The following is a 19105-nucleotide window of genomic DNA, read 5'->3' on the forward strand; positions in this document are numbered from 1 at the left end:
CTTGCAGGGCGGGACGGGGTGGGTGGCCGGGCTGAGGGGAATCTGTGGACAACTCAGCGGCTGTGGACAAGTCGGCCGTTATCGATCTTGAAACGGCGGAATTGTCGGTGGGGTGTGCTAGGGCCTGTTACGTCGGGAACGGCCCGCTTTCCGGCAGGCGAAGGTCCGGCTTGTCCAGCTCCTCCACGTTGACGTCCTTGAACGTGATGACACGAACGTTCTTGACGAACCTCGCGGGGCGGTACATGTCCCACACCCACGCGTCCGACATGCGCACCTCGAAGTACACCTCGCCGTCGGCGTTGCGCACCTGCACGTCCACCGAGTTGGCCAGGTAAAAACGCCGTTCGGTCTCCACGACGAACGAGAACTGGCTGACGATGTCGCGGTACTCCTTGTACAGCGACAACTCCATCTCGGTCTCGTACTTCTCGAGATCCTCTGCACTCATTACGCCTCCGCGCGGGTCATCTGCTCCGCGCCCTCCCTCGTCGCGAGCTCCCCGGCGTCAACCGGGGCTGCCTCATTCTGGACCACGGCCGTCGCGGTCGTGCCGCGCGCCACCCTGTGCGGCGCGGCGAGACCGTGCTTCGAGGCCGCGGCTGCCACATTTACATACGACCAGCGATGCTCCGCACACGGCCCGTGTTCCATCAACGCCGCTGTGTGCTCTGGCGTGCAGTAGCCCTTGTGCACGTTGAACCCGTACTGGGGATACCGCGAGTGCAGTTCCTCCATGATCCGGTCCCGCGTCACCTTGGCCAGCACGGACGCCGCCGCCACGCACGCCGCCGCCTGATCGCCCTTGATCACCGCGACGCTCGGCGCGGGCATCCCCGGCACCTTGAACCCGTCCGTCAGCACGTACCCCGGATGCGTCGCCATCTGCGCCACCGCGCGCCGCATGCCCTCGAGGTTCATGACGTGGATGCCCAGCCAGTCGATCTCGGCGGGCGACACGACGACCACGGAGTGATCCACGGCACGCTTGAGCACCAGGTCGTACATCCGGTCTCGTGCCAGAGCCGTCATCAGCTTCGAGTCGTTCAGGCCCTCCAGTCGCGCCGCGTCACCCGGCCGCAGCACGCACGCCGCGATCACCAACGGCCCGGCGCACGGCCCGCGCCCGGCCTCGTCGACACCGGCGACCGGCCCCAGCCCGCGGCGCTCCAGCGAGCCCTGCAACGCCCAGTTCCCGGCCGAGCCCCGCACCACGGCACGGGGCGGCATCAGCATGGTCATCGGCGGAATCGGTCCCGCACTCGACGTCCGAGCAGGAGAAGCGGCCACGCGGCGACGATACCCAGCCCCAGCGGGACGTTCTGCTGCCAGCCCGGCGCGCCCATCGAAACCACCTGCGGATTGTGGTCCGTCACCCCGCCCCACCTGGACGGAGGCAGCACGATCACGCGCGCCTTGCCGATCACGTTGTCCACCGGCACGAGCCCGTTGATCCCGCCCTGCCCCTGGCACCGCGAGTCGCACGAGTGGTTGCGGTTGTCACCGAGCACGAACAACATGCCGTCCGGGATCTTGAGCTCCTCGAACGACTCCTGCTCGGCCGGCGTGCCCTCGTCGAAGTGCTTGTACGGCTCGTCGAGCGGCTTGCCGTCCACCGTCACGCGGTTCTGCTCGTCGCAGCACTTCACGGTCTGCCCGCCGACGGCGATCACCCGTTTGACGAAGTCCTCCTCGTTCGCCGACGGCAGCCCGATCAGCGACCCGAGCCACGACAGCCCCTGCGAGATCGGGTTGGCCGGCTCGTCGGAGATGAAGTCGTTCTGCCACGACGGCGGCCCGCGGAACACGATCACGTCGCCGGGCGACGGCTCGGTGAAGCGGTAGGTGACCTTGTCCACGAGCACCCGGTCGCCGTAGCAGTCGGTGCACCCGTGCAGCGTCGCTTCCATCGACTCCGACGGGATCATGTAGACGCGGCCGAGGAAGACCTGGATGCCGATCGCGAGACCGAACGCGACCAGGATGAGGACCGGCAGTTCCTTCCAGAAGTTGCCCTTCTTTTTCTTCTTCTTCGAAGGTTCCTCCGAAGCGTCCGAAGCGGGTTCGTCGCTGGACGGGTTCTGCGCTGGATCGACGTCAACCACGAGATCAGCCTAGGGGCTGAGGGTTGTGGTCGGACACAACACTCCACCGTTCTTTCGGGAAAACGACGTACCTGGCCTTCCCGATGACGTTTTCGAGGGGCACTGTGCCCGCTACGCCCCCACCGCCCTGTTTGCGCGAGTCGGTGGAGTTCATCCGGTTGTCCCCCATCAGGAACAACCGGCCTTCCGGCACGCGCACCGGAGCGAACGGCTCGTGGTCCGCTGACGAAGTGCCGGGCTGCCAGTACACGTATGGCTCATCAAGCGGTTTGCCGTCCACGACAAGACGGTGCTGCTCATCGCAGCACATCACCGTCTGACCGGGGAGCGCGATGACGCGCTTGACGAAGTCACGTTCGTTTGCGGGCGCGATGCCCAGCAACGAACCGATGTTCTGCACAACTCGGGCAACGGGATTCGCCGACGGCGCGGCGCGGAAGTCGTTCGTGGTCCACGCTTCCGGCCCGCGGAACACCACGACCTCGCCGGGCTCGATGTCGCTGAAGCGATAGGTGAGCTTGTCGACCAGCACACGGTCGTTCACGCAGCCGGTGCAGCCGTGCAACGTGCGCTCCATCGACGCCGAGGGGATCACGTAGACCCGCGCCACGAACGCCTGGATCAGCACCGTCAGCACGACGGCCGTCACGACGACGTAGAAAATTTCTCTCCAGACAGGGGTACGCCCCCGCTCCGGTTCATCCGGTGCGGAGGCGTCCTCGGAGTCTTCTGGGCTCGAAGCCACCGGTCAGGAGACCGGACGGGCCTCGCGCTTCTCCTTGATCTTGGCAGCCTTGCCGCGCAGGTCGCGCAGGTAGTACAGCTTGGCGCGACGCACGTCACCGCGGGTCACGACCTCGATCTCGGAGATGTTCGGGGAGTGCACCGGGAAGGTGCGCTCGACGCCGACACCGAACGAGACCTTGCGGACGGTGAAGGTCTCACGGATGCCGCCACCCTGGCGACGGATCACGACGCCCTGGAACACCTGGACGCGCTCGCGCGAGCCCTCGATGACGCGGACGTGAACCTTCAGCGTGTCACCCGCGCGGAAGGCCGGGATGTCAGAGCGCAGCGACTGGGCGTCGAGTGCGTCCAGGATGTTCATCGGTCGTCCTCACATGTGTCTGTGAACTCCCCAGAGCATGTTCCATGACAGTGCACGACATGATGGGGGTCGGTTAGGAGCGCACGCCGGTATGACAACCGGCTGCGGCAACTGGTCCAGTGTGCCAGACCAGGCACTCCGGAATGAAATCGGGCTACTCCCCGCCCTCGCGCAGGCGCGCGAGCAGGGCCTTGTCGTGCTTGTCGAACGCGTCCGCGGGCAACGATTCCAGCAGGTCAGGACGCCGTTCGAAGGTCCTGACGAGCGATTGGTCACGCCGCCAGCGGTTGATCAGCTTGTGGTTGCCGGACCGCAGCACGTCCGGCACGGCGAGCTCGCGCCACACCTCCGGCCGCGTGTAGCTCGGGCCTTCGAGCAGACCGTCCTGGAACGAGTCCTCGGCGTGCGACTTCGGGTTGCCGAGCACGCCCGGCAGCAGCCGCGCGACCGCTTCCACGATCGCGAGCACGGCCACTTCGCCGCCGACCAGCACGTAGTCACCGATCGACACCTCGTCGACGCGTACGCGCCGTGCGGCGTCATCGACCACACGCTGGTCAATGCCCTCGTAGCGACCACACGCGAACACAAGATGCGACTCGTTCGCGTACTCGTGCGCGAGTGCCTGCGTGAACGGACGTCCAGCCGGCGTCGGCACGATGAGGCGGGTGGAGTCCGTGCACACGTCGTCGAGCGCCTGGCCCCAGATGTCCGGCTTCATGACCATGCCGGGACCGCCGCCGTACGGGCTGTCGTCGACGGCCTTGTGCACGTCCTGCGTCCAGTCCCGCAGGTCGTGGACGCCGACGCTGATCAAGCCCTTGTCGATCGCCTTGCCCAGCAACGCCGCCCGCAGCGGCGCCAGGTACTCCGGGAAGATCGTGACGACGTCAATCTGCATCGAGCAGACCCTCTGGCGGATCGATCACGACCCGGCCGCCGCGAACGTCCACGGTGGGCACGATCTCGCGCACGAACGGGATCAGCGCCTCGCCGCCGTCGCGGATGACCACGAGCAGCTCGCCACCGGGACCGTGCAGGATCTCCTTGACCGTGCCGATCTTCGTGCCGTCGACGAGTTCGGCCGCGAGCCCTTCGAGCTCGTGGTCGTAGAACTCGTCGGGGTCGTCGGTCGGCGGCAGGTCGTCGGTGCTGCCCAGCAACAACGTGCCGCGCAACGCCTCCGCCACATCGCGCGTCACGACTTCCTCGAAACGCACGAGCAGCCGCCCGGCATGAGGCCGGGCGGCTGTCACGGTGAGGCTTCGGGACGTGCCGTCACGCAGCTTGGCTTGCATCGTCGACCCGATCGCGAAACGCAACTCGGGAGAGTCAGTGCGCACGTCAACGGCGAGTTCGCCGGTGATCCCGTGCGCCTTGGCCACACGGCCGACAACTACGTCCATTTGCCCTGAAGCTCGTTCTCAGCGGTCGGTGTCGACGACGTCGACCCGCACGCCACGACCGCCGATGCCGGCCATCACGGTGCGCAGAGCCGTCGCGGTGCGACCGCCACGACCGATCACCTTGCCGAGGTCGTCCGGGTGGACGTGGACCTCGAGGGTGCGGCCGCGGCGGGTCGTGACGAGGTTCACCCGGACGTCGTCCGGGTGGTCGACGATGCCGCGAACGAGGTGTTCGAGGGCGTCAGCCAACAAACTCACGCCTCGTCCTTGGGCGCCTCGGCGTCAGCCTTGGGGGCGTCATCGGCCTTCTTGGCCTTCTTCGCCTTCGGCGTGGTGGCCTCGGTCATCGGCTCCTCGTTCGCGGCGGCGAGCGCGGCGGCGAACAGGTCGGCCTTCGACGGCTTCGGCTCCTTGACCTTCAGGGTGCCCTCGGCGCCCGGCAGGCCCTTGAACTTCTGCCAGTCACCGGTGATCTCGAGGAGACGCTGCACCGACTCGGTCGGCTGCGCGCCGACACCCAGCCAGTACTGCGCGCGCTCGGAGTCGACCGCGATGAACGACGGCTCTTCCTTCGGGTGGTACTTGCCGATCGTCTCGATGGCCTTGCCGTCGCGACGGGTGCGCGCGTCGGCGACCACGATGCGGTAGTACGGCTGGCGGATCTTGCCGAGACGCTGAAGCTTGATCTTGACGGCCACTGGCCTGGTACTCCTTGACTCTGTGTTGGTGGTTCGCACAGCCGCGGCCCGGGCAGAGAGGGCCGGCCGCGGCGGACAACCGGCAATTCTGCCAGATGGGGACCGGTGGATCCGAATCGGGGCTCTAGGCGAACGGTGCCACGGTTCCCAGCGCCTCTTTCACGGCTCGCGCGTGCTCGACCGCGCCAGGCGTGTCGCCGTGCACGCACAGCGACTCGGCCCGCGTCTTGATGACGGTGCCGTCGACCGCGACGATCTCGCCGTGCTGGAGCCTCCGAGCACGCTCGATGATCTGCGCGGAGTCCGTGAGCAGAGCGTTCGGTTCGCTGCGCGGCACCAGCGTGCCCTGCGGGGTGTAGCCGCGGTCGGCGAACGCCTCCTGGACCGGCCTCAGTCCCGCTGCCTCGGCCTTCTCGAGCAGCCGCGAACCGGGAAGGCCGAGGATCGGCAGGTCGCGGAACGCCTTGGCGCCGTTGACCACCGCTTCCGCCTGCTTCTCGTGGTGCACGGTCGCGTTGTTAAGGGCGCCGTGCGGCTTCACGTACACGACCTCGGTGCCTGCTGCTCGTGCGCACGCATCGAGCGCACCGATCTGGTACAGGACTTCGTCGGCCAGTTCGACGGGGTCGACGTCGATGAACCTGCGCCCGAACCCCGCGAGGTCGCGATAGGAGACCTGGGCGCCGATCCTGACGCCGTTCTTCGCCGCTTCCTCGCACACCTGGCGCATGGTCCGCGGATCACCGGCGTGGAAGCCGCACGCGACGTTCGCGCTGGTGATGATGCCCAGCAGCGCGTTGTCGTCGCCGAGCTTCCAGATGCCGAAGCCCTCGCCGAGATCGCTGTTCAGGTCCATCACATGACCCCGGCGGAGACGAGCAGGAGGGTGAGGCCGGGCAGGAAGTTGTTCATCATGTGCGCCACGATGCTCGCCCCGAGCCGGCGGGTGAGCAGGCGGGCGATGCCGATCGGGATGGCGATCACGAGCAGCAACGACGTGCGCAACGGCTCGAAGTGCCCGATCGCGAAGATCACCGTGGTGAGCCCGAACGCGGCCCAGCGGCTCCAGCCCAGGCGTTCGACGGCGCCCCACAGCAGGCCGCGGTAGATGATCTCCTCGCAGACCGGCCCGATGAGGCTCACGTAGAGGAACATCATGATCGCGGCGGCGATCGGCAGGTTCGAACCGGACAGCAGGTCGCCGACGGCGCTCGTGGCGTTCTCCTGGCCGACGACCATCGCCCACAGCTTGGCGGCGCCGAGGGTGAGGACGAGGCCGAGGATGCCGAGCTTGAGGCCCGTGGCCAGGTCTTCCTTGGTCATGGTGAAGCGCAGGTCGATCTTCGGCCCGTTGCCCCTGACGTACGTGATCACGACGGCAGTGGCGGCCGCCAGGACCGTCGGCACGATGGAGCCGATCAGCACGAACGACACGGAGTCGGCGAGGCTGACGCCGAACTGCCGCGCGATGGCCGTGATGAACACGGCACTGAGGATGAAGACGGCTTCCACCAGGAGAAAGGCGCCGAACCCCCAGCGCTGGCCGACCCGCGCGGGCTCCGGGTTGCGGCTGATGTCCCGCAGGCTTTCGAGGAAGCCTCGCTTCGGCTTCAGGGACTCCGGCTCACTCACGCTCTGCAATCTAGTCACGCCCCGGCTGCCCGCGGTCGCACAGCGGTCGGTGCCACACTCATGATCAGCTACCTCGCGATCGACGGCTTCTGAAGCACCGATGCACTGTCGGTGCCTCGCGATACGCTTGGAGTGGGGACCGCGATCCCCCTTGGGGGAGAACTGCCGCCCCCGAATCCGAGGCTACTGTGCGGCACCGACGGAAACCGGGCCAAGCATCTGGCCAAAAGATGGTCAGATCGGGTCCCCGCCGGATGTCCTTCTCCTGGTGGTTGGATCGGCGTACGAACGCTGGTACTAAACCTCACCGGCGCAGCGCCGTCTCCTCCTTCATGTGCGAGAGCTTCTCGGGGTTGCGCACCGCGTAGAGGCCGCTGATCCGTCCATCGTCGATGCGTACCGCGATCACCGTGTCGAGTTCGCCGTCGAACCTGATGATCAACGCCGGGTGACCGTTCGCGTGGGCCGGCTCCATCGTCCAGCCCGTGACCTTGAGCAGGCCGCCGAGCAGCATGCGAGCCACCTTGTCCGCGCCGACGACCGGGCGCGGAACCGCCTGCTTCACGCCACCGCCGTCGCCGAGGAAGACGACGTCGGGAGCCAGGAGGTCCAGCAACGCCTGCAGATCACCCGTTTCGGTGGCGCGCTGGAAGGCGGCGAGAGCATCGCGTGACGCCGCCTGGGTGACCACCTCGCGCGGGCGGCGCGAGGCCACGTGCGAACGGGCCCGGTGGGCGATCTGGCGGACTGCCGCCGAGTTCTTGCCGACGGCCGACGCGATCTCGTCGTAGTCCAGGTCGAAGACTTCGCGCAGGACGAAGACGGCGCGTTCGGTCGGGGTCAGGGTTTCGAGAACGAGCATCATCGCCATCGAGACGCTGTCGGCGAGTTCGACGTCCTCGGCGACGTCCGGCGCGGTCAGCAGCGGTTCGGGGAGCCACGGGCCGACGTAGGACTCCTTGCGGCGGCCCAGGGTCCGCAGCCTCGACAATGCCTGGCGCGTGACGATGCGGACCAGGTAGGCGCGGTGGTTCTCGACCACGTCGAGATCGACGCCGGACCACTTGAGCCACGTCTCCTGCAGCACGTCCTCGGCGTCGGCGGCCGAGCCGAGCATTTCGTAGGCGATCGTGAAGAGCAGGTTGCGGTGGCTGACGAACGTGTCGGTGGCGTCGGACATTGATCTCCCCTCGGAAACGGACCTCCTCACGAGACACCGGCGAACCGCGGTTTGTGACAGTGATGTGCGTCACAAAGAGCCCGTGTCACAAGCGGCGAGGGCGCGGCATCTCATGGTCGTCAAGCAAGGCCCACGAGGGAGAAAATCATCATGGAACAGCGCTTCAACCTCTTCGGCACCGAGACCGGCACCAAGATCGCGAAGCGGTTCGCGGGGCTGGGCCAGGCGCTCCACCAGACGTCGCTGCCGGCGATCACCGCCGAACTGGTCAGCCTGCGGGCCAGCCAACTCAACGGCTGCGGCTTCTGCCTCGACATGCACGTCAAGGAGGCCATCGCGGCGGGCGAGGACCCGCTGCGGCTGCACCTGGTGGCCGGCTGGCGCGAGACCACCGTGTTCACCGAGGCCGAACAGGCCGCGCTGGCGTTCACCGAAGAAGGCACGCTGCTCACGCGCGAAGGCGTCTCGGAAGACACCTGGGCGAACGTGCGCAAGCACTACGACGACGAGCAGACCGCCGCGCTCGTCTGCCTGGTCGGAATGATCAACGCCGCCAACCGGATGGCCGTGATCACGCGCCAGAAGGGCGGCTCGTACCAGGCCGGCGCGCTGGCGGACTTCAAGAGCTAGTGGATCCGGCCCCTGAGCATGATCATGCGCGGCGAACGCAGGACCTCGAGGTTCTCGCGAGGGTCCTCGTCGTAGACCACGACGTCCGCGGCCGCGCCCTCGGTCAGCGACGGGAAACCGAGCCAGGAGCGGGCGTTCCACGACGCGGCACCGATGGCGTCCACGGCGCTCATGCCCACGCGGTGCAGCGCGATGATCTCGTCGACGATGCGGCCGTGCTGGATGCCGCCGCCCGCGTCGGTGCCCGCGTAGACCGGCACGCCCGCCTCGATCGCCGACGCGACGGTCGTCGACATGCGGGCGTGCAGGTCGCGCATGTGGTTCGCGTACGTCGGATACTTGCCGGCCCTGTCCGCGATGCCGGGGAAGGTCTCGATGTTGATCAGCGTGGGCACCAGGACGGTCCCCCGTGACGCCATCAGCGAGATCGTGTCGTCGGTGAGGCCGGTGCCGTGCTCGATGCAGTCGATGCCGGCGTTGATCAGGCCGGGCAGCGCGTCCTCGCCGAACACGTGGGCGGTGACCTTGGCGCCGGCGTCGTGGGCGACCTTGATCGCCTGGGCCAGTTCGTCGTCCGTCCACAGTGGAGCGAGGTCACCCACCCCGCGGTCGATCCAGTCACCGACGAGCTTCACCCAGCCGTCGCCGTACGCGGCCTGTTCGGCGACCGCCGTGGCCAGGTCCGACTCGACCTCCACGCCGATGTGCGGGAGATAGCGCTTCGGGCGGGCGATGTGGCGGCCCGCCCGGATGATCCGCGGCAGGTCCAGGCGCTCCTGCAACGGCGTGGTGTCGATCGGCGAACCGCAGTCGCGGATCAGCAACGTGCCCGCGGCGCGGTCCGTCAGCGCCTGCTCGACGGCCTCGGACAGCTCGACGCCGCCGTGCGAGCCCAGGCCGACGTGGCAGTGCGCGTCGACCAGGCCCGGAACCAGGAACCCGCCGTCGACCACGGTCTGCGCGCCCGGCACCGGCCGGGTGCGCACACGACCGTTGACGACCCACAGGTCTCGCGGTTCGCCGTCCGGGAGGACGACACCGCGCAGGTGCATGGTCACTTCTTCTTGTCGTCCCCGTCGAACTTGAACTTCGAGGGGTCGAAGCCGGGCGGGAGCTCGTTCATGCCGCCGCCGAGGTTCGGCAGGCCACCACCGGGAGGCATGCCGGGGATCCCGCCGGGAGGCATTCCGGGCATGCCGCCGGGGAACATCCCGGGGAAGCCGCCCTTGATCTTCGGAGGCGTCGGGCCGCGCCCGCCCTTGCCCTTCTTCCCCTTCTTGCCCTTGCGGTTCTTGCTGCCGCCGCCACCGCCGCCGAAGCCCATCCGGCCGGCCATCGACGCCATCATCTTGCGGGCCTCGAAGAAGCGGTTGACCAGGTCGTTGACGTCACTGACCTTGACGCCCGAACCGTTCGCGATGCGCAGCCGGCGGGAGCCGTTGATGATCTTCGGGTCGTCCCGCTCGGCCGGGGTCATGCCGCGGATGATCGCCTGGATGCGGTCGAGGTGCTTCTCGTCCAGCATGCCCAGCTGGTCCTTCATCTGACCGGCACCGGGGAGCATGCCGAGCAGGTTCGCGATCGGCCCCATCTTGCGGATCGCGAGCATCTGCTCCAGGAAGTCCTCGAGCGTCAACTGGCCGGAGTGCAGCTTCTGGGCGGCCTTCTCGGCCTGCTCCTGGTCGAAGTGCTGCTCAGCCTGCTCGATCAGGGTGAGGACGTCGCCCATGCCCAGGATGCGGCTCGCCATCCGGTCCGGGTGGAAGACGTCGAAGTCCTCGAGCTTCTCGCCGTTGGACGCGAAGAGGATCGGCTGGCCGGTGACCTCGCGGACCGACAGCGCGGCACCACCGCGGGCGTCGCCGTCGAGCTTGGTCAGCACCACGCCGGTGAAGCCGACACCGTCGCGGAACGCCGTGGCGGTGTTGATCGCGTCCTGACCGACCATCGCGTCGACCACGAACAGGACCTCGTCCGGGTTGACCGCGGCCCGGATGTCGATGGCCTGCTTCATCATCTCCTCGTCGACACCGAGCCGGCCGGCCGTGTCGACGAGAACGATGTCGTGCTGCTTGGCCTTGGCTTCCTCGATGCCGAGGCGCGAGACCTCGACCGGGTTGCCGACGCCGTTGCCGGGCTCGGGAGCGAAGACGGGCACGCCCGCGCGCTCACCGACGACCTGAAGCTGCGTCACCGCGTTCGGACGCTGCAGGTCGGCGGCGACGAGCAGCGGCGTGTGGCCCTGCCCCTTCAGCCACTTGGCGAGCTTGCCGGCGAGCGTCGTCTTACCCGCACCCTGCAGACCCGCCAGCATGATCACCGACGGCGGGTTCTTCGCGAGGTTCAGCCTGCGGGTCTCGCCGCCGAGGACGTTGATCAGTTCCTCGTTGACGATCTTCACGACCTGCTGCGCCGGGTTCAGCGCCTGGTGCACCTCGGAGCCCTTGGCGCGCTCCTTCACCTTGGCGATGAAGCCGCGCACAACGGGCAGCGCGACGTCGGCCTCGAGCAGGGCGACCCTGATCTCGCGGGCGGTCGCGTCGATGTCGGCGTCGCTGAGCCGGCCCTTGCCGCGAAGGCCCTGGAGAACCGTGGTCAGCCGGTCGGAAAGCGTGGAGAACACGCCTTCCAGACTAGCTAACCTCCCGTTCACCCGATCCCGTGGCTCGCCAGGGCCTCCAGGAGCACCGGCTCACGGCGTCCGACCGGAGCAGTGGAGATCTGCGCGAACCGCAGCCCCGCCGCCACCGCCGCACCGTCGGCCACCGGATCGTCACCGATGTACAGGCACTCCGACGGGTCGACGTCGAGCCGCACGCACGCCGCGTCGAACGCCCGCGCGGACGGCTTCGAGACGCCGAGCTCATAGGACAGCAGGAACGCGTCCACGGACAGCGACTCCCGCGAGAACACCGAGCGGATGTCCCAGGAGATGTTGCTGAGCACGCCGACCTTCAACGGTCTGGCGGCGTCCAGGGCCGCGGCGGTGTCGGAGTAGGGCAGCCAGAACGCCGGGTTGTGCAGGCGCTGGAACAGGTCGTCGGTCATGGTCAGGCCCGCCAGCCGGAACAGGGTCCAGTAGGCCGAACGGTTCGCGAGCGCGGTGAGGTCGCGCGCGTCCCACACCGCGCGCTCGGCGGCGTTCATCCGCGCCACGTACGGCGCCGGCGAGCGCAGCACCGAGAGGTGTGGCGGGGAGAGCCAGCGGTAGGTCGGACGCCCGAAGAGGGTGCCTGCGAAGTCGAAGAGGACGGCCTTGATCACGACACCATGATGCGCAGACCACCCGAGGTGCCCGCACGGGTGAGGAGCGTCACGCTTGCGAAGCCGAAGGGCACCCAGCCCGCCTCGAACTGGGCTCGCATCGACGAACCGCGGCGGACGTGTCGCTCGAAAGCGTGAGTGCGCACGACGCGGCGGCGGGCGATCTGGCCGTCCAGGGCCTGGGCCGCCGAGGCGTCCAGCCACAGGAAGTGGCGTGGACGCCCCGACAGGACGCCGGCCAGCACCAGCATGAAACGGGTGCCGGGGCGGGTGGACGGTTCGTGGACGACCAGCAGGCCGGTGCAGAACACCGCGGCCCAGAAGACGCGCAAGCGGTGGGTGAGGTGCACGAAGACGCGCCAGTACTTGTACGGCAGGGGCATCCGCGGCTCCAGCCACATGCGCACCTGGTCGGAGTCGAGCACGGTGACCGGCTCATCCGCGTCGAGGCGAGTGAGCAGCGTCGTCTTGCCCGCGCCGGGGATGCCGGCGAGGACTACGAGCGAGCGCGGCTGCACTCGGACGACTGCGGTCTGCGTGTTCAACACGGCGGTCATGTCCTAGGAGACGTCTTGACCATCCTTCTCGTTCAGTTTGGTCCGATTTCAGACGAAATGCACAGGCTTTCAACGCCAGACGACGGCCCGGTAGGTGCCGTCGGCGAAGGTTGCCACGCCGATGACCAGCCCGACCTCGCTCAGCCCGGTCACGGTGTGACGTGCGGCACCAGAGAGCGCCGGCAGCGAGGTCTGAGTGCCGCTCATGTTCCAGGTCGCGGCCGTGGTGCCGACGGTGCCCGCGACGACGCCGGAGTTGTTCACGTCCGAGGCACGCGAGGGCGCGGGTGCCAGTTGCTCGATGGCACCGGTGAAGACATCCCACCGGGTCGCCTGCGACGACAGCTCCCCGACGGCGAACCCGTTGTCGTTCATGTCCAACGGCCGTGCGCCGGCACCCAGCTGGGTCTTGCTGTTTCGCAGCCACAGCACGCCATTGCCACCAACGGTTCCGGTCGCCTCGCCGAGTTGGTTGGCGCCGGTGAACTCGCCCGCGTCGAGCACGGTCCGCACGCCCGAGGGACTCCACCGGACCACGTCGTTGCCGCTCTTTCCGATGACCGTGTCGCCATTGGCGATGTGGCGGGCGCTGCCTGCGCCCAAGACCGTCGCCTCACCCCAAGACGTCCACCGGACCACCTGGCTGACGCCGTTGATCGTCACGGTGCCCACGACGGTGCCGGAGTCGTTGACGTCATACGCGACAGAACTCGTCGCACCCTCCACCGTCAGCTGCACCAACGCACCGGAGGACAGCCACTTCACGGCCTGGGTCTGGCCCGCGGAGTTCACGGCGTACCCGACGACAACGTTGTCACGATTGATCGCCGCCGCCCACGTGTCGAACCCGAGGTCCGCGAGCTTCTTGATGCCGTCCCACCGGTCCCACCGCACGGCGTGCTGCGCGGTGCCCGCGCCGTGGGAGACGCCGGCGATCGTGCCCGAGTCGTTGATGTCGACCGCGGAACTCCGGAGATCACCCGGCAACGTGCCGAGGTCCTCCACGGCGAGCGGAGCGGCTTGTGCGGTAACGGGAACGAACAGGGCCGCGACGACGGCGGCCACCATTGCGATTCTCAACGTTCTTCCTCCCCAGTCAGAACAACGAGAACTCGACCATGCCCAGGCCGGACGGAGGTTGTCCAGAAACCTGTCTCGTTGTCAGGCAAGGGAATCGGCGGTGGTGCGGGTGCCCGGTACCTCCCCCGGCGCCGTCACCGCGCACCACCGCCTCTGCCAGTCCGGGAAGCCATCCACCCCTCGAGGACGCTTACCGGACACCACGAAGACTGCCGTGTTCCGGAAGCGTGCAGGAGCGTGAGCACCCGGAGAGGTTGTGCGTAGAGCTACTCAACCTCTACCTGGCCGCGTCGAGCACCGCCCGTTCGATCCGCCGCCGGTCCAGGTCGGCACCGGCGATGCTGAACGAGTCGACCACCGTCGCACCCAACGTGGACACACGCGCCCACTGCACGTCGGCGCCGCACTGCTCCAACGCGCCGGCCACCCGGTGCAGCAGCCCGATCCGGTCGGCGGCACGCAGTTCCAGCACCACCGCGCCGGTCGCCTCGTCGTCGAACCACAGCACCTTCGCGGGCGGCGGGTCGAGCGGCGGGCCGCCGTAGTCGCGTTCCTTCGCGGCGAGCTTGTCCGCCAACGGCAACGAGCCCTCGATCGCCCTGGACAGCTGTTCGCGCAGCAGCGACGCGTCCGGCAGCGAGCCGAACCGCGGCGACACCGTGAACGCGTCCACCGTCGAACCGCCGTGCGAGCGCAACGTCGCCGCGTGCACCTCCAGCGAGTTCAACGCGAGCACACCGGCGGCCTTGGACAGCATGCCCGGCCGGTCCGGCGCCAGCACGGTCACGATCGCCGCGTGCTCCTGCTTCTCCAGCAGCACGTCCGGCTTTCCCGACGCCGCAACACGTTCCGCCATGGCCACGAAGGACGGGTCCAGCGGTTCCGGTTTGGGCAGCGCCTCCCCGGCCATCGCCTTGCGGCACCGCGCGACCAGGTCGGCCATCAGCGCGGCTTTCCAGTCCGTCCACACCCCAGGCCCGGTCGCGAGAGAGTCGGACTCCGCCAGGGCGTGCAGCAACTCCAACAACACGGCGTCGCCACCGAGCGTTTCCACCACCCGGTGCACGGTCGCCTCGTCCTCGACGTCACGCCGTGTCGCCGTGTGCGGCAACAGGAGGTGGTGCCGCACCATCGCGGACAGCGTCTCGACGTCCTGCGGCCACAACCCGATCCGCTCACCGATCTGGGTCGCCAGCGCGGCCCCGACCTCGGAGTGGTCCTGCTGCCGTCCCTTGCCGATGTCATGGATCAACGCGCCCAGCAACAACAAGTCGGGTCGCGCCACCGTGGTCGCGAGACGAGCGGCATGCGCGACCGTCTGCACCAAGTGCCGGTCGACCGTCCACATGTGCGCGGCGTCGCGCGGTGGCAGGTCCCGCACCGCACCCCACTCGGGGAACAGCCGGCCCCACAAGTCCGTGCGGTCCAACGCTTCCACGACGTCCACGAGCCCGCTGCCGCTGCCCAGCAACGCCAGCAGTTCCTCGCGAGCCTCGCGCGGCCACGGCTGGCGCAGCTCCGGCGCCGAGTCCGCGAGACGAGCCAACGTGCCGGTCGCGATCGGATGCTTGCTGCGTGCCGCCGCCGTCGCGACGCGCAACAACAACGCGGGGTCACGGCTGGGAATCGCGTCACGGGCGAGAGAGACCTCAGCCCCGTGCAGCACAACACCTTCGTCCAGCGGTCTGCGCGGCGGCTGTCCTCTCAGGAACGCCCCGAGCCCACGCTTCGGCGCGGCGGCACGAGCCGTGCGCACGGCAACGTCGAACGCGTAGACGACAGTGCGTGCGGCAGAAGAAAGCGAACGGGCCAGAGCGAACCGGTCGGCCAAACCGAGTGCGGACGCCACCTCGTCACCGTCCTGCGCTCGCAGCACGTCACGAGGTTTCCGCGCCACCCGGCGAAGTTCGGTGCGCACGTCCAGGAGCAGCTTGCGGGCCTCGTCGACGTCGGCGGATGGCCGGTCCACCATCTGCGCGACCGACAGCGCGTCCAGGATCGTGATGTCCCGCAGCCCACCACGGCCGTGCTTCAGATCAGGCTCGACGCGGTGCGCGATCTCGCCACTGCGGGACCAGCGCTTCTGCGACGACTCGGAAATCTCGTCCAGCCGGTTGCGGACGTTGCCACGCCACGCCTGGCGCGCCCCCTCGGCGAGTTTCTGCGACACCTCGGTGTCACCCGCGATGTGCCGGATGTCCAACAGTCCCAACGCTGTGCGCAGGTCGCCCGCCGCGACCCGCAACGCCTCGCCGACGGTGCGGACCGAGTGGTCGAGCCCGATGCCGGAGTTCCACAGCGGATACCAGAGCTTCTCGGCGATCTCGTCGACGTGCTTGACGCCGTTGTGCACCAGGACCAGGTCCAGATCGGAGTAGGGCACGAGCTCACGCCGCCCCAGCCCGCCGACCGCCACGAGCGCGATACCCGATCCGGATATCCCCGCTCCCCCCGCGTGTTTGGTCAACCAGAACTCGTGCAGGTCCACGAGTGCTTCGCGCAGTGGTTCGGCGGCCAAGCGACGACGACCTGGTGTGAGCAGGCGTTCGCGTGCTCGCACCAGGTCGTCAGCCGTGACGACGGCCGTTTCGTTGTTCTCCACGGGCCGTCTCCTTGAGTTTCAGTGCTGTGACTGTCAGCCTTTGCCTCGTATTTCGACGTTCAGACGGGTACATCGCGGTGCCGCCCCCGCGCCCCCGTACTGGTTGTACGGGGGCGCGGGGGCGGTGCCGCGAGGTGCCCCGCTGAGCGCCGGAAGACGCGGCGATGGTTGGCGGTCACAGCACTAGAGTGCGTCCGATCCACGCTCGCCCGTGCGCACACGGACCACGGTTTCGACCGGAGTCACCCACACCTTGCCGTCGCCGATCTTGCCGGTGCGGGCGGCCTCGACCACCGCTTCCAGCACCTTCTCGACGGCGGTGTCGTCGATGACGACCTCGATCTTGATCTTGGGCACGAAGTCCACCGAGTACTCGGCGCCCCGGTAGACCTCGGTGTGGCCCTTCTGGCGGCCGTAGCCCTGCACCTCGCTGACGGTCATGCCGAGCACGCCGAGCTGTTCGAGGGCACCCTTCACGTCGTCGAGCGTGAACGGCTTGATGATCGCGGTGACCAGCTTCATGACTTCTTGCTCCCCTCGAGAACCGCGGTCGCACCCGCGGCCACGCTCGGCTTGCCGGTACCACGCGCACTGGTGAGACTGCCGTACTCGTAGGCGCGCTCGGCGTGCTCAGCTTCGTCGATGCTGGCGACCTCCGCTTCCTCCGACGCGCGGAACCCGACGGTGAACTTCACCAGGTAACCGAGCGCGAGGCTGAGCACGAACGAGTAGGCGAGCACCGCGAACGCACCGACGGCCTGACGCCACAGCTGGTCGACGCCGCCGCCGTAGAAGAGGCCGTTGACCTTGGCCGGGGCCGCGTCGCTGGCGAAGAGACCGATGAGGATCGTGCCGGAGAGACCACCGACGAGGTGCACACCGACGACGTCGAGCGAGTCGTCGAAGCCGAAGCGGTACTTCAGCGACACGGCGAGCGCACACAGGACACCGGTGATCGCGCCGATCGCGATGGCGCCGATCGGGGTGACCGAGGAACAGGCCGGGGTGATCGCGACCAGACCGGCGATGATGCCCGACGCGGCGCCGAGCGTGGTGGCCTTGCCGTCGCGGATGCGCTCCGTGAGCAGCCAGCCGAGCGTCGCGGCACAGGTCGCGACGAGCGTGTTGATGAACGTGACACCCGCGGTGGCGTTGGCACCCAGCGCCGAACCCGCGTTGAACCCGAACCAGCCGAACCACAGCAGACCGGCACCGAGCACGACCAGCGGCAGGCTGTGCGGCTTCATCGGCTCCTTCGGCCAGCCGACGCGCTTGCCGAGCACGATCGCGAGCGCGAGACCCGCCGCACCGGCGTTGATGTGCACCGCCGTACCACCGGCGAAGTCGATCGCGAGGAGCTTGTTGGCGATCCAGCCACCGGGGTCGACGACGTTGCCGGCCTCGTCCTTGCCGTCGAAGTCGAAGACCCAGTGCGCGACCGGGAAGTACACGATCGTCGCCCACAGGCCCGCGAACAGCAGCCACGGACCGAACCGGGCGCGGTCCGCGATCGCACCGGAGATCAGCGCGACCGTGATGATCGCGAACATCGCCTGGAACGCCACGAACACGGTGCTCGGGATCTTGGCCGGCAGCGCGAGGGACTCGGGGCTCAGCAGCCCGCTCAGCCCGAAGAACTCGAACGGCTTGCCGAGCAGACCCGCGCCGACGTCAGCGCCGAATGCCGTCGAGTACCCGAACAGCACCCACAGGACACCGACCACGGCCATCGCGCCCAAGCTCATCATCATCATGTTGAGCACGCTCTTCGAACGGACCATGCCTCCGTAGAAGAAGGCAAGGCCCGGCGTCATCAACAGCACCAAGGCGGCGCTGGTGAGCACCCAGGCGGTGTCCCCTGTATCCACTTCGACCTCCACTGCACGTCGGTTGCAGGGAGCATCGAGATGTCCTGTTTCACGCACTTACGCCGAACGTTTCCGGCAGGTGAACTGTCGAGCTGGACGTGTTACGTCCACGTTTCGCGCCGTTCACGGTCTCGATTCGGCCACCTCACGGCGGCGAAGCGGTGACGAGGAGTAGCTCTCGCCTCCCTCTTCCGAGGCAATCGACCCGCACCGGCCGTGCCGCTGCCTACGGTGGGCCGATGCGCGCCTTCGCCATCCTGCTGGTCGTCGTCACGTGTGCGGCGTTCGTGGCGTTCGCCATCTTCATGTCGACCGTGAGCTTCTTCCCCGTCGGTTCGTCAGGCGATCCAGTCGGAACGACCACTCCGCCGGGGCCCACGCCCCAGGAGCTGAAGGTGACGGTCGCGAGCGCGCACGGGTGGGACGTCATCACGCAGGGAGAGCAGGTGGTGGGCGAGGTCCGGTCGGACACGGGGACCTGCGCCGATCCGTTCAACGCGATGAAGGTGCTCCCGCACTCCGGCCGCACCAGGGTGACCCTGGAAGTCCGGCCGCAGCCGCAGCAGCAGCTCGTCGTCAACGCGGTCCGGCTGCGGGTGGACGCCGTCACACCCCAGTACCGGAAGGCGAAGTACCTGTACCACTGCGCGGGTCCCGCCGAGCCGGCCGCCACCCGAGTGCAGGTCGATGCGAGCAAGGAAACCGTGTACCCGGTCGTGGGTTCGTTTCCGCACCAGGTGCCGGCGGAGGGCTACCGGCAGGACATCGAAGTCGAGGTGCACGGCGAGATGGCCGCCGACTGGCAGGTCGAGGTGGACTACACGCTCGACGGGGTCGCCAGGACCCAGCTGGCGCCGGCGCTTCAGGGACTGGTCACCGAGCCCCGGCCCAGCGACGCCGACGGGCACTTCGCGTGGTGCGACCGGCGGTGGCGGCCAGGCGAACGCTGCTGATAGCCGCGCCCCCGGCGTACAC

At 68.3% G+C, this 19105-nt stretch carries 22 protein-coding genes; 2 read left to right on the plus strand and 20 right to left on the minus strand.

Annotation, left to right across the window (positions count from 1 at the left end; genetic code table 11):
• Positions 1 to 127 precede the first annotated feature (127 nt).
• The 12 genes from G7043_RS01885 to G7043_RS01940 form a co-directional block, all read right to left on the minus strand.
• Positions 128 to 451 carry a DUF2469 domain-containing protein gene (locus G7043_RS01885; RefSeq protein ID WP_030468024.1) on the minus strand — a complete coding sequence of 108 codons (324 nt, stop codon included), beginning with the start codon at positions 449 to 451 and terminating at the stop codon, positions 128 to 130.
• Complete coding sequence (locus G7043_RS01890; RefSeq protein ID WP_166043209.1) at positions 451 to 1242, minus strand: ribonuclease HII; 792 nt, start codon at positions 1240 to 1242, stop codon at positions 451 to 453. The genes G7043_RS01885 and G7043_RS01890 overlap by 1 nt, the downstream gene beginning before the upstream one ends.
• Positions 1239 to 2105: a signal peptidase I gene (gene lepB / locus G7043_RS01895; RefSeq protein ID WP_166043211.1), complete on the minus strand. Its 867-nt coding sequence runs from the start codon at positions 2103 to 2105 to the stop codon at positions 1239 to 1241. The genes G7043_RS01890 and lepB (G7043_RS01895) overlap by 4 nt, the downstream gene beginning before the upstream one ends.
• Before the next feature lie 4 nt (positions 2106 to 2109).
• Complete coding sequence (gene lepB, locus G7043_RS01900) at positions 2110 to 2850, minus strand: signal peptidase I (RefSeq protein WP_166043212.1); 741 nt, start codon at positions 2848 to 2850, stop codon at positions 2110 to 2112.
• Positions 2851 to 2853: 3 nt separating this feature from the next.
• Entirely contained in the window at positions 2854 to 3213 is a 360-nt protein-coding gene (rplS, locus tag G7043_RS01905) for a 50S ribosomal protein L19 (RefSeq protein ID WP_030468020.1), read from the minus strand.
• Between the two features lie 154 nt (positions 3214 to 3367).
• On the minus strand, positions 3368 to 4114 hold the full coding sequence (trmD, locus tag G7043_RS01910) for a tRNA (guanosine(37)-N1)-methyltransferase TrmD (protein ID WP_166043214.1): 747 nt from the start codon (positions 4112 to 4114) through the stop codon (positions 3368 to 3370).
• Positions 4104 to 4619, minus strand: coding sequence for a ribosome maturation factor RimM (gene rimM, locus G7043_RS01915; RefSeq protein ID WP_166043216.1), 516 nt, complete (start codon positions 4617 to 4619; stop codon positions 4104 to 4106). The genes trmD and rimM overlap by 11 nt, the downstream gene beginning before the upstream one ends.
• 18 nt (positions 4620 to 4637) lie before the next feature.
• Positions 4638 to 4877, minus strand: coding sequence for an RNA-binding protein (locus G7043_RS01920; RefSeq protein WP_030468017.1), 240 nt, complete (start codon positions 4875 to 4877; stop codon positions 4638 to 4640).
• Complete coding sequence (rpsP, locus tag G7043_RS01925; protein ID WP_086663382.1) at positions 4874 to 5317, minus strand: 30S ribosomal protein S16; 444 nt, start codon at positions 5315 to 5317, stop codon at positions 4874 to 4876. The genes G7043_RS01920 and rpsP overlap by 4 nt, the downstream gene beginning before the upstream one ends.
• Before the next feature lie 124 nt (positions 5318 to 5441).
• Complete coding sequence (locus tag G7043_RS01930; RefSeq protein ID WP_166043218.1) at positions 5442 to 6173, minus strand: LamB/YcsF family protein; 732 nt, start codon at positions 6171 to 6173, stop codon at positions 5442 to 5444.
• Positions 6173 to 6949: a CPBP family intramembrane glutamic endopeptidase gene (locus tag G7043_RS01935; RefSeq protein ID WP_166043220.1), complete on the minus strand. Its 777-nt coding sequence runs from the start codon at positions 6947 to 6949 to the stop codon at positions 6173 to 6175. Before G7043_RS01935 ends, G7043_RS01930 begins: the two co-directional genes overlap by 1 nt.
• A gap of 304 nt (positions 6950 to 7253) precedes the next feature.
• On the minus strand, positions 7254 to 8129 hold the full coding sequence (locus tag G7043_RS01940; protein ID WP_166043222.1) for an RNA polymerase sigma-70 factor: 876 nt from the start codon (positions 8127 to 8129) through the stop codon (positions 7254 to 7256).
• Positions 8130 to 8279: 150 nt separating this feature from the next.
• Between G7043_RS01940 and G7043_RS01945 the strand changes: the two genes are divergently transcribed.
• Entirely contained in the window at positions 8280 to 8759 is a 480-nt protein-coding gene (locus G7043_RS01945; protein ID WP_166043224.1) for a carboxymuconolactone decarboxylase family protein, read from the plus strand.
• Here the strand turns inward: G7043_RS01945 and G7043_RS01950 are convergent.
• From G7043_RS01950 to G7043_RS01985, 8 genes are all read right to left on the minus strand, one after another.
• On the minus strand, positions 8756 to 9811 hold the full coding sequence (locus tag G7043_RS01950) for an amidohydrolase family protein (protein WP_166043226.1): 1056 nt from the start codon (positions 9809 to 9811) through the stop codon (positions 8756 to 8758). The two genes, G7043_RS01945 and G7043_RS01950, sit on opposite strands and share 4 nt — an antisense overlap.
• Positions 9812 to 9813: 2 nt before the next feature.
• Positions 9814 to 11382, minus strand: coding sequence for a signal recognition particle protein (gene ffh / locus G7043_RS01955; protein ID WP_166043228.1), 1569 nt, complete (start codon positions 11380 to 11382; stop codon positions 9814 to 9816).
• 26 nt (positions 11383 to 11408) lie between these two features.
• Complete coding sequence (locus G7043_RS49745; protein WP_166043230.1) at positions 11409 to 12023, minus strand: HAD family hydrolase; 615 nt, start codon at positions 12021 to 12023, stop codon at positions 11409 to 11411.
• Positions 12020 to 12580 (minus strand): AAA family ATPase, encoded by a 561-nt coding sequence (locus G7043_RS01965; RefSeq protein WP_166043232.1) that lies wholly within the window; start codon positions 12578 to 12580, stop codon positions 12020 to 12022. Before G7043_RS01965 ends, G7043_RS49745 begins: the two co-directional genes overlap by 4 nt.
• 69 nt (positions 12581 to 12649) lie before the next feature.
• Positions 12650 to 13660 (minus strand): hypothetical protein, encoded by a 1011-nt coding sequence (locus G7043_RS01970; RefSeq protein WP_166043234.1) that lies wholly within the window; start codon positions 13658 to 13660, stop codon positions 12650 to 12652.
• A 277-nt stretch (positions 13661 to 13937) separates the two neighbouring features.
• Positions 13938 to 16262: a [protein-PII] uridylyltransferase gene (locus tag G7043_RS01975; RefSeq protein WP_166043236.1), complete on the minus strand. Its 2325-nt coding sequence runs from the start codon at positions 16260 to 16262 to the stop codon at positions 13938 to 13940.
• A gap of 183 nt (positions 16263 to 16445) precedes the next feature.
• Positions 16446 to 16784 (minus strand): P-II family nitrogen regulator, encoded by a 339-nt coding sequence (locus tag G7043_RS01980; RefSeq protein WP_030479675.1) that lies wholly within the window; start codon positions 16782 to 16784, stop codon positions 16446 to 16448.
• The gene (locus G7043_RS01985; RefSeq protein ID WP_166043238.1) at positions 16781 to 18130 is read right to left on the minus strand and encodes an ammonium transporter; all 1350 of its coding nucleotides are present in this window, start codon (positions 18128 to 18130) and stop codon (positions 16781 to 16783) included. The genes G7043_RS01980 and G7043_RS01985 overlap by 4 nt, the downstream gene beginning before the upstream one ends.
• Positions 18131 to 18369: 239 nt before the next feature.
• Between G7043_RS01985 and G7043_RS01990 the strand changes: the two genes are divergently transcribed.
• Positions 18370 to 19083, plus strand: coding sequence for a hypothetical protein (locus G7043_RS01990; RefSeq protein ID WP_166043240.1), 714 nt, complete (start codon positions 18370 to 18372; stop codon positions 19081 to 19083).
• Positions 19084 to 19105 lie beyond the last annotated feature (22 nt).

It is taken from the genome of Lentzea alba (assembly GCF_011067745.1).
GTDB lineage: Bacteria > Actinomycetota > Actinomycetes > Mycobacteriales > Pseudonocardiaceae > Lentzea > Lentzea alba.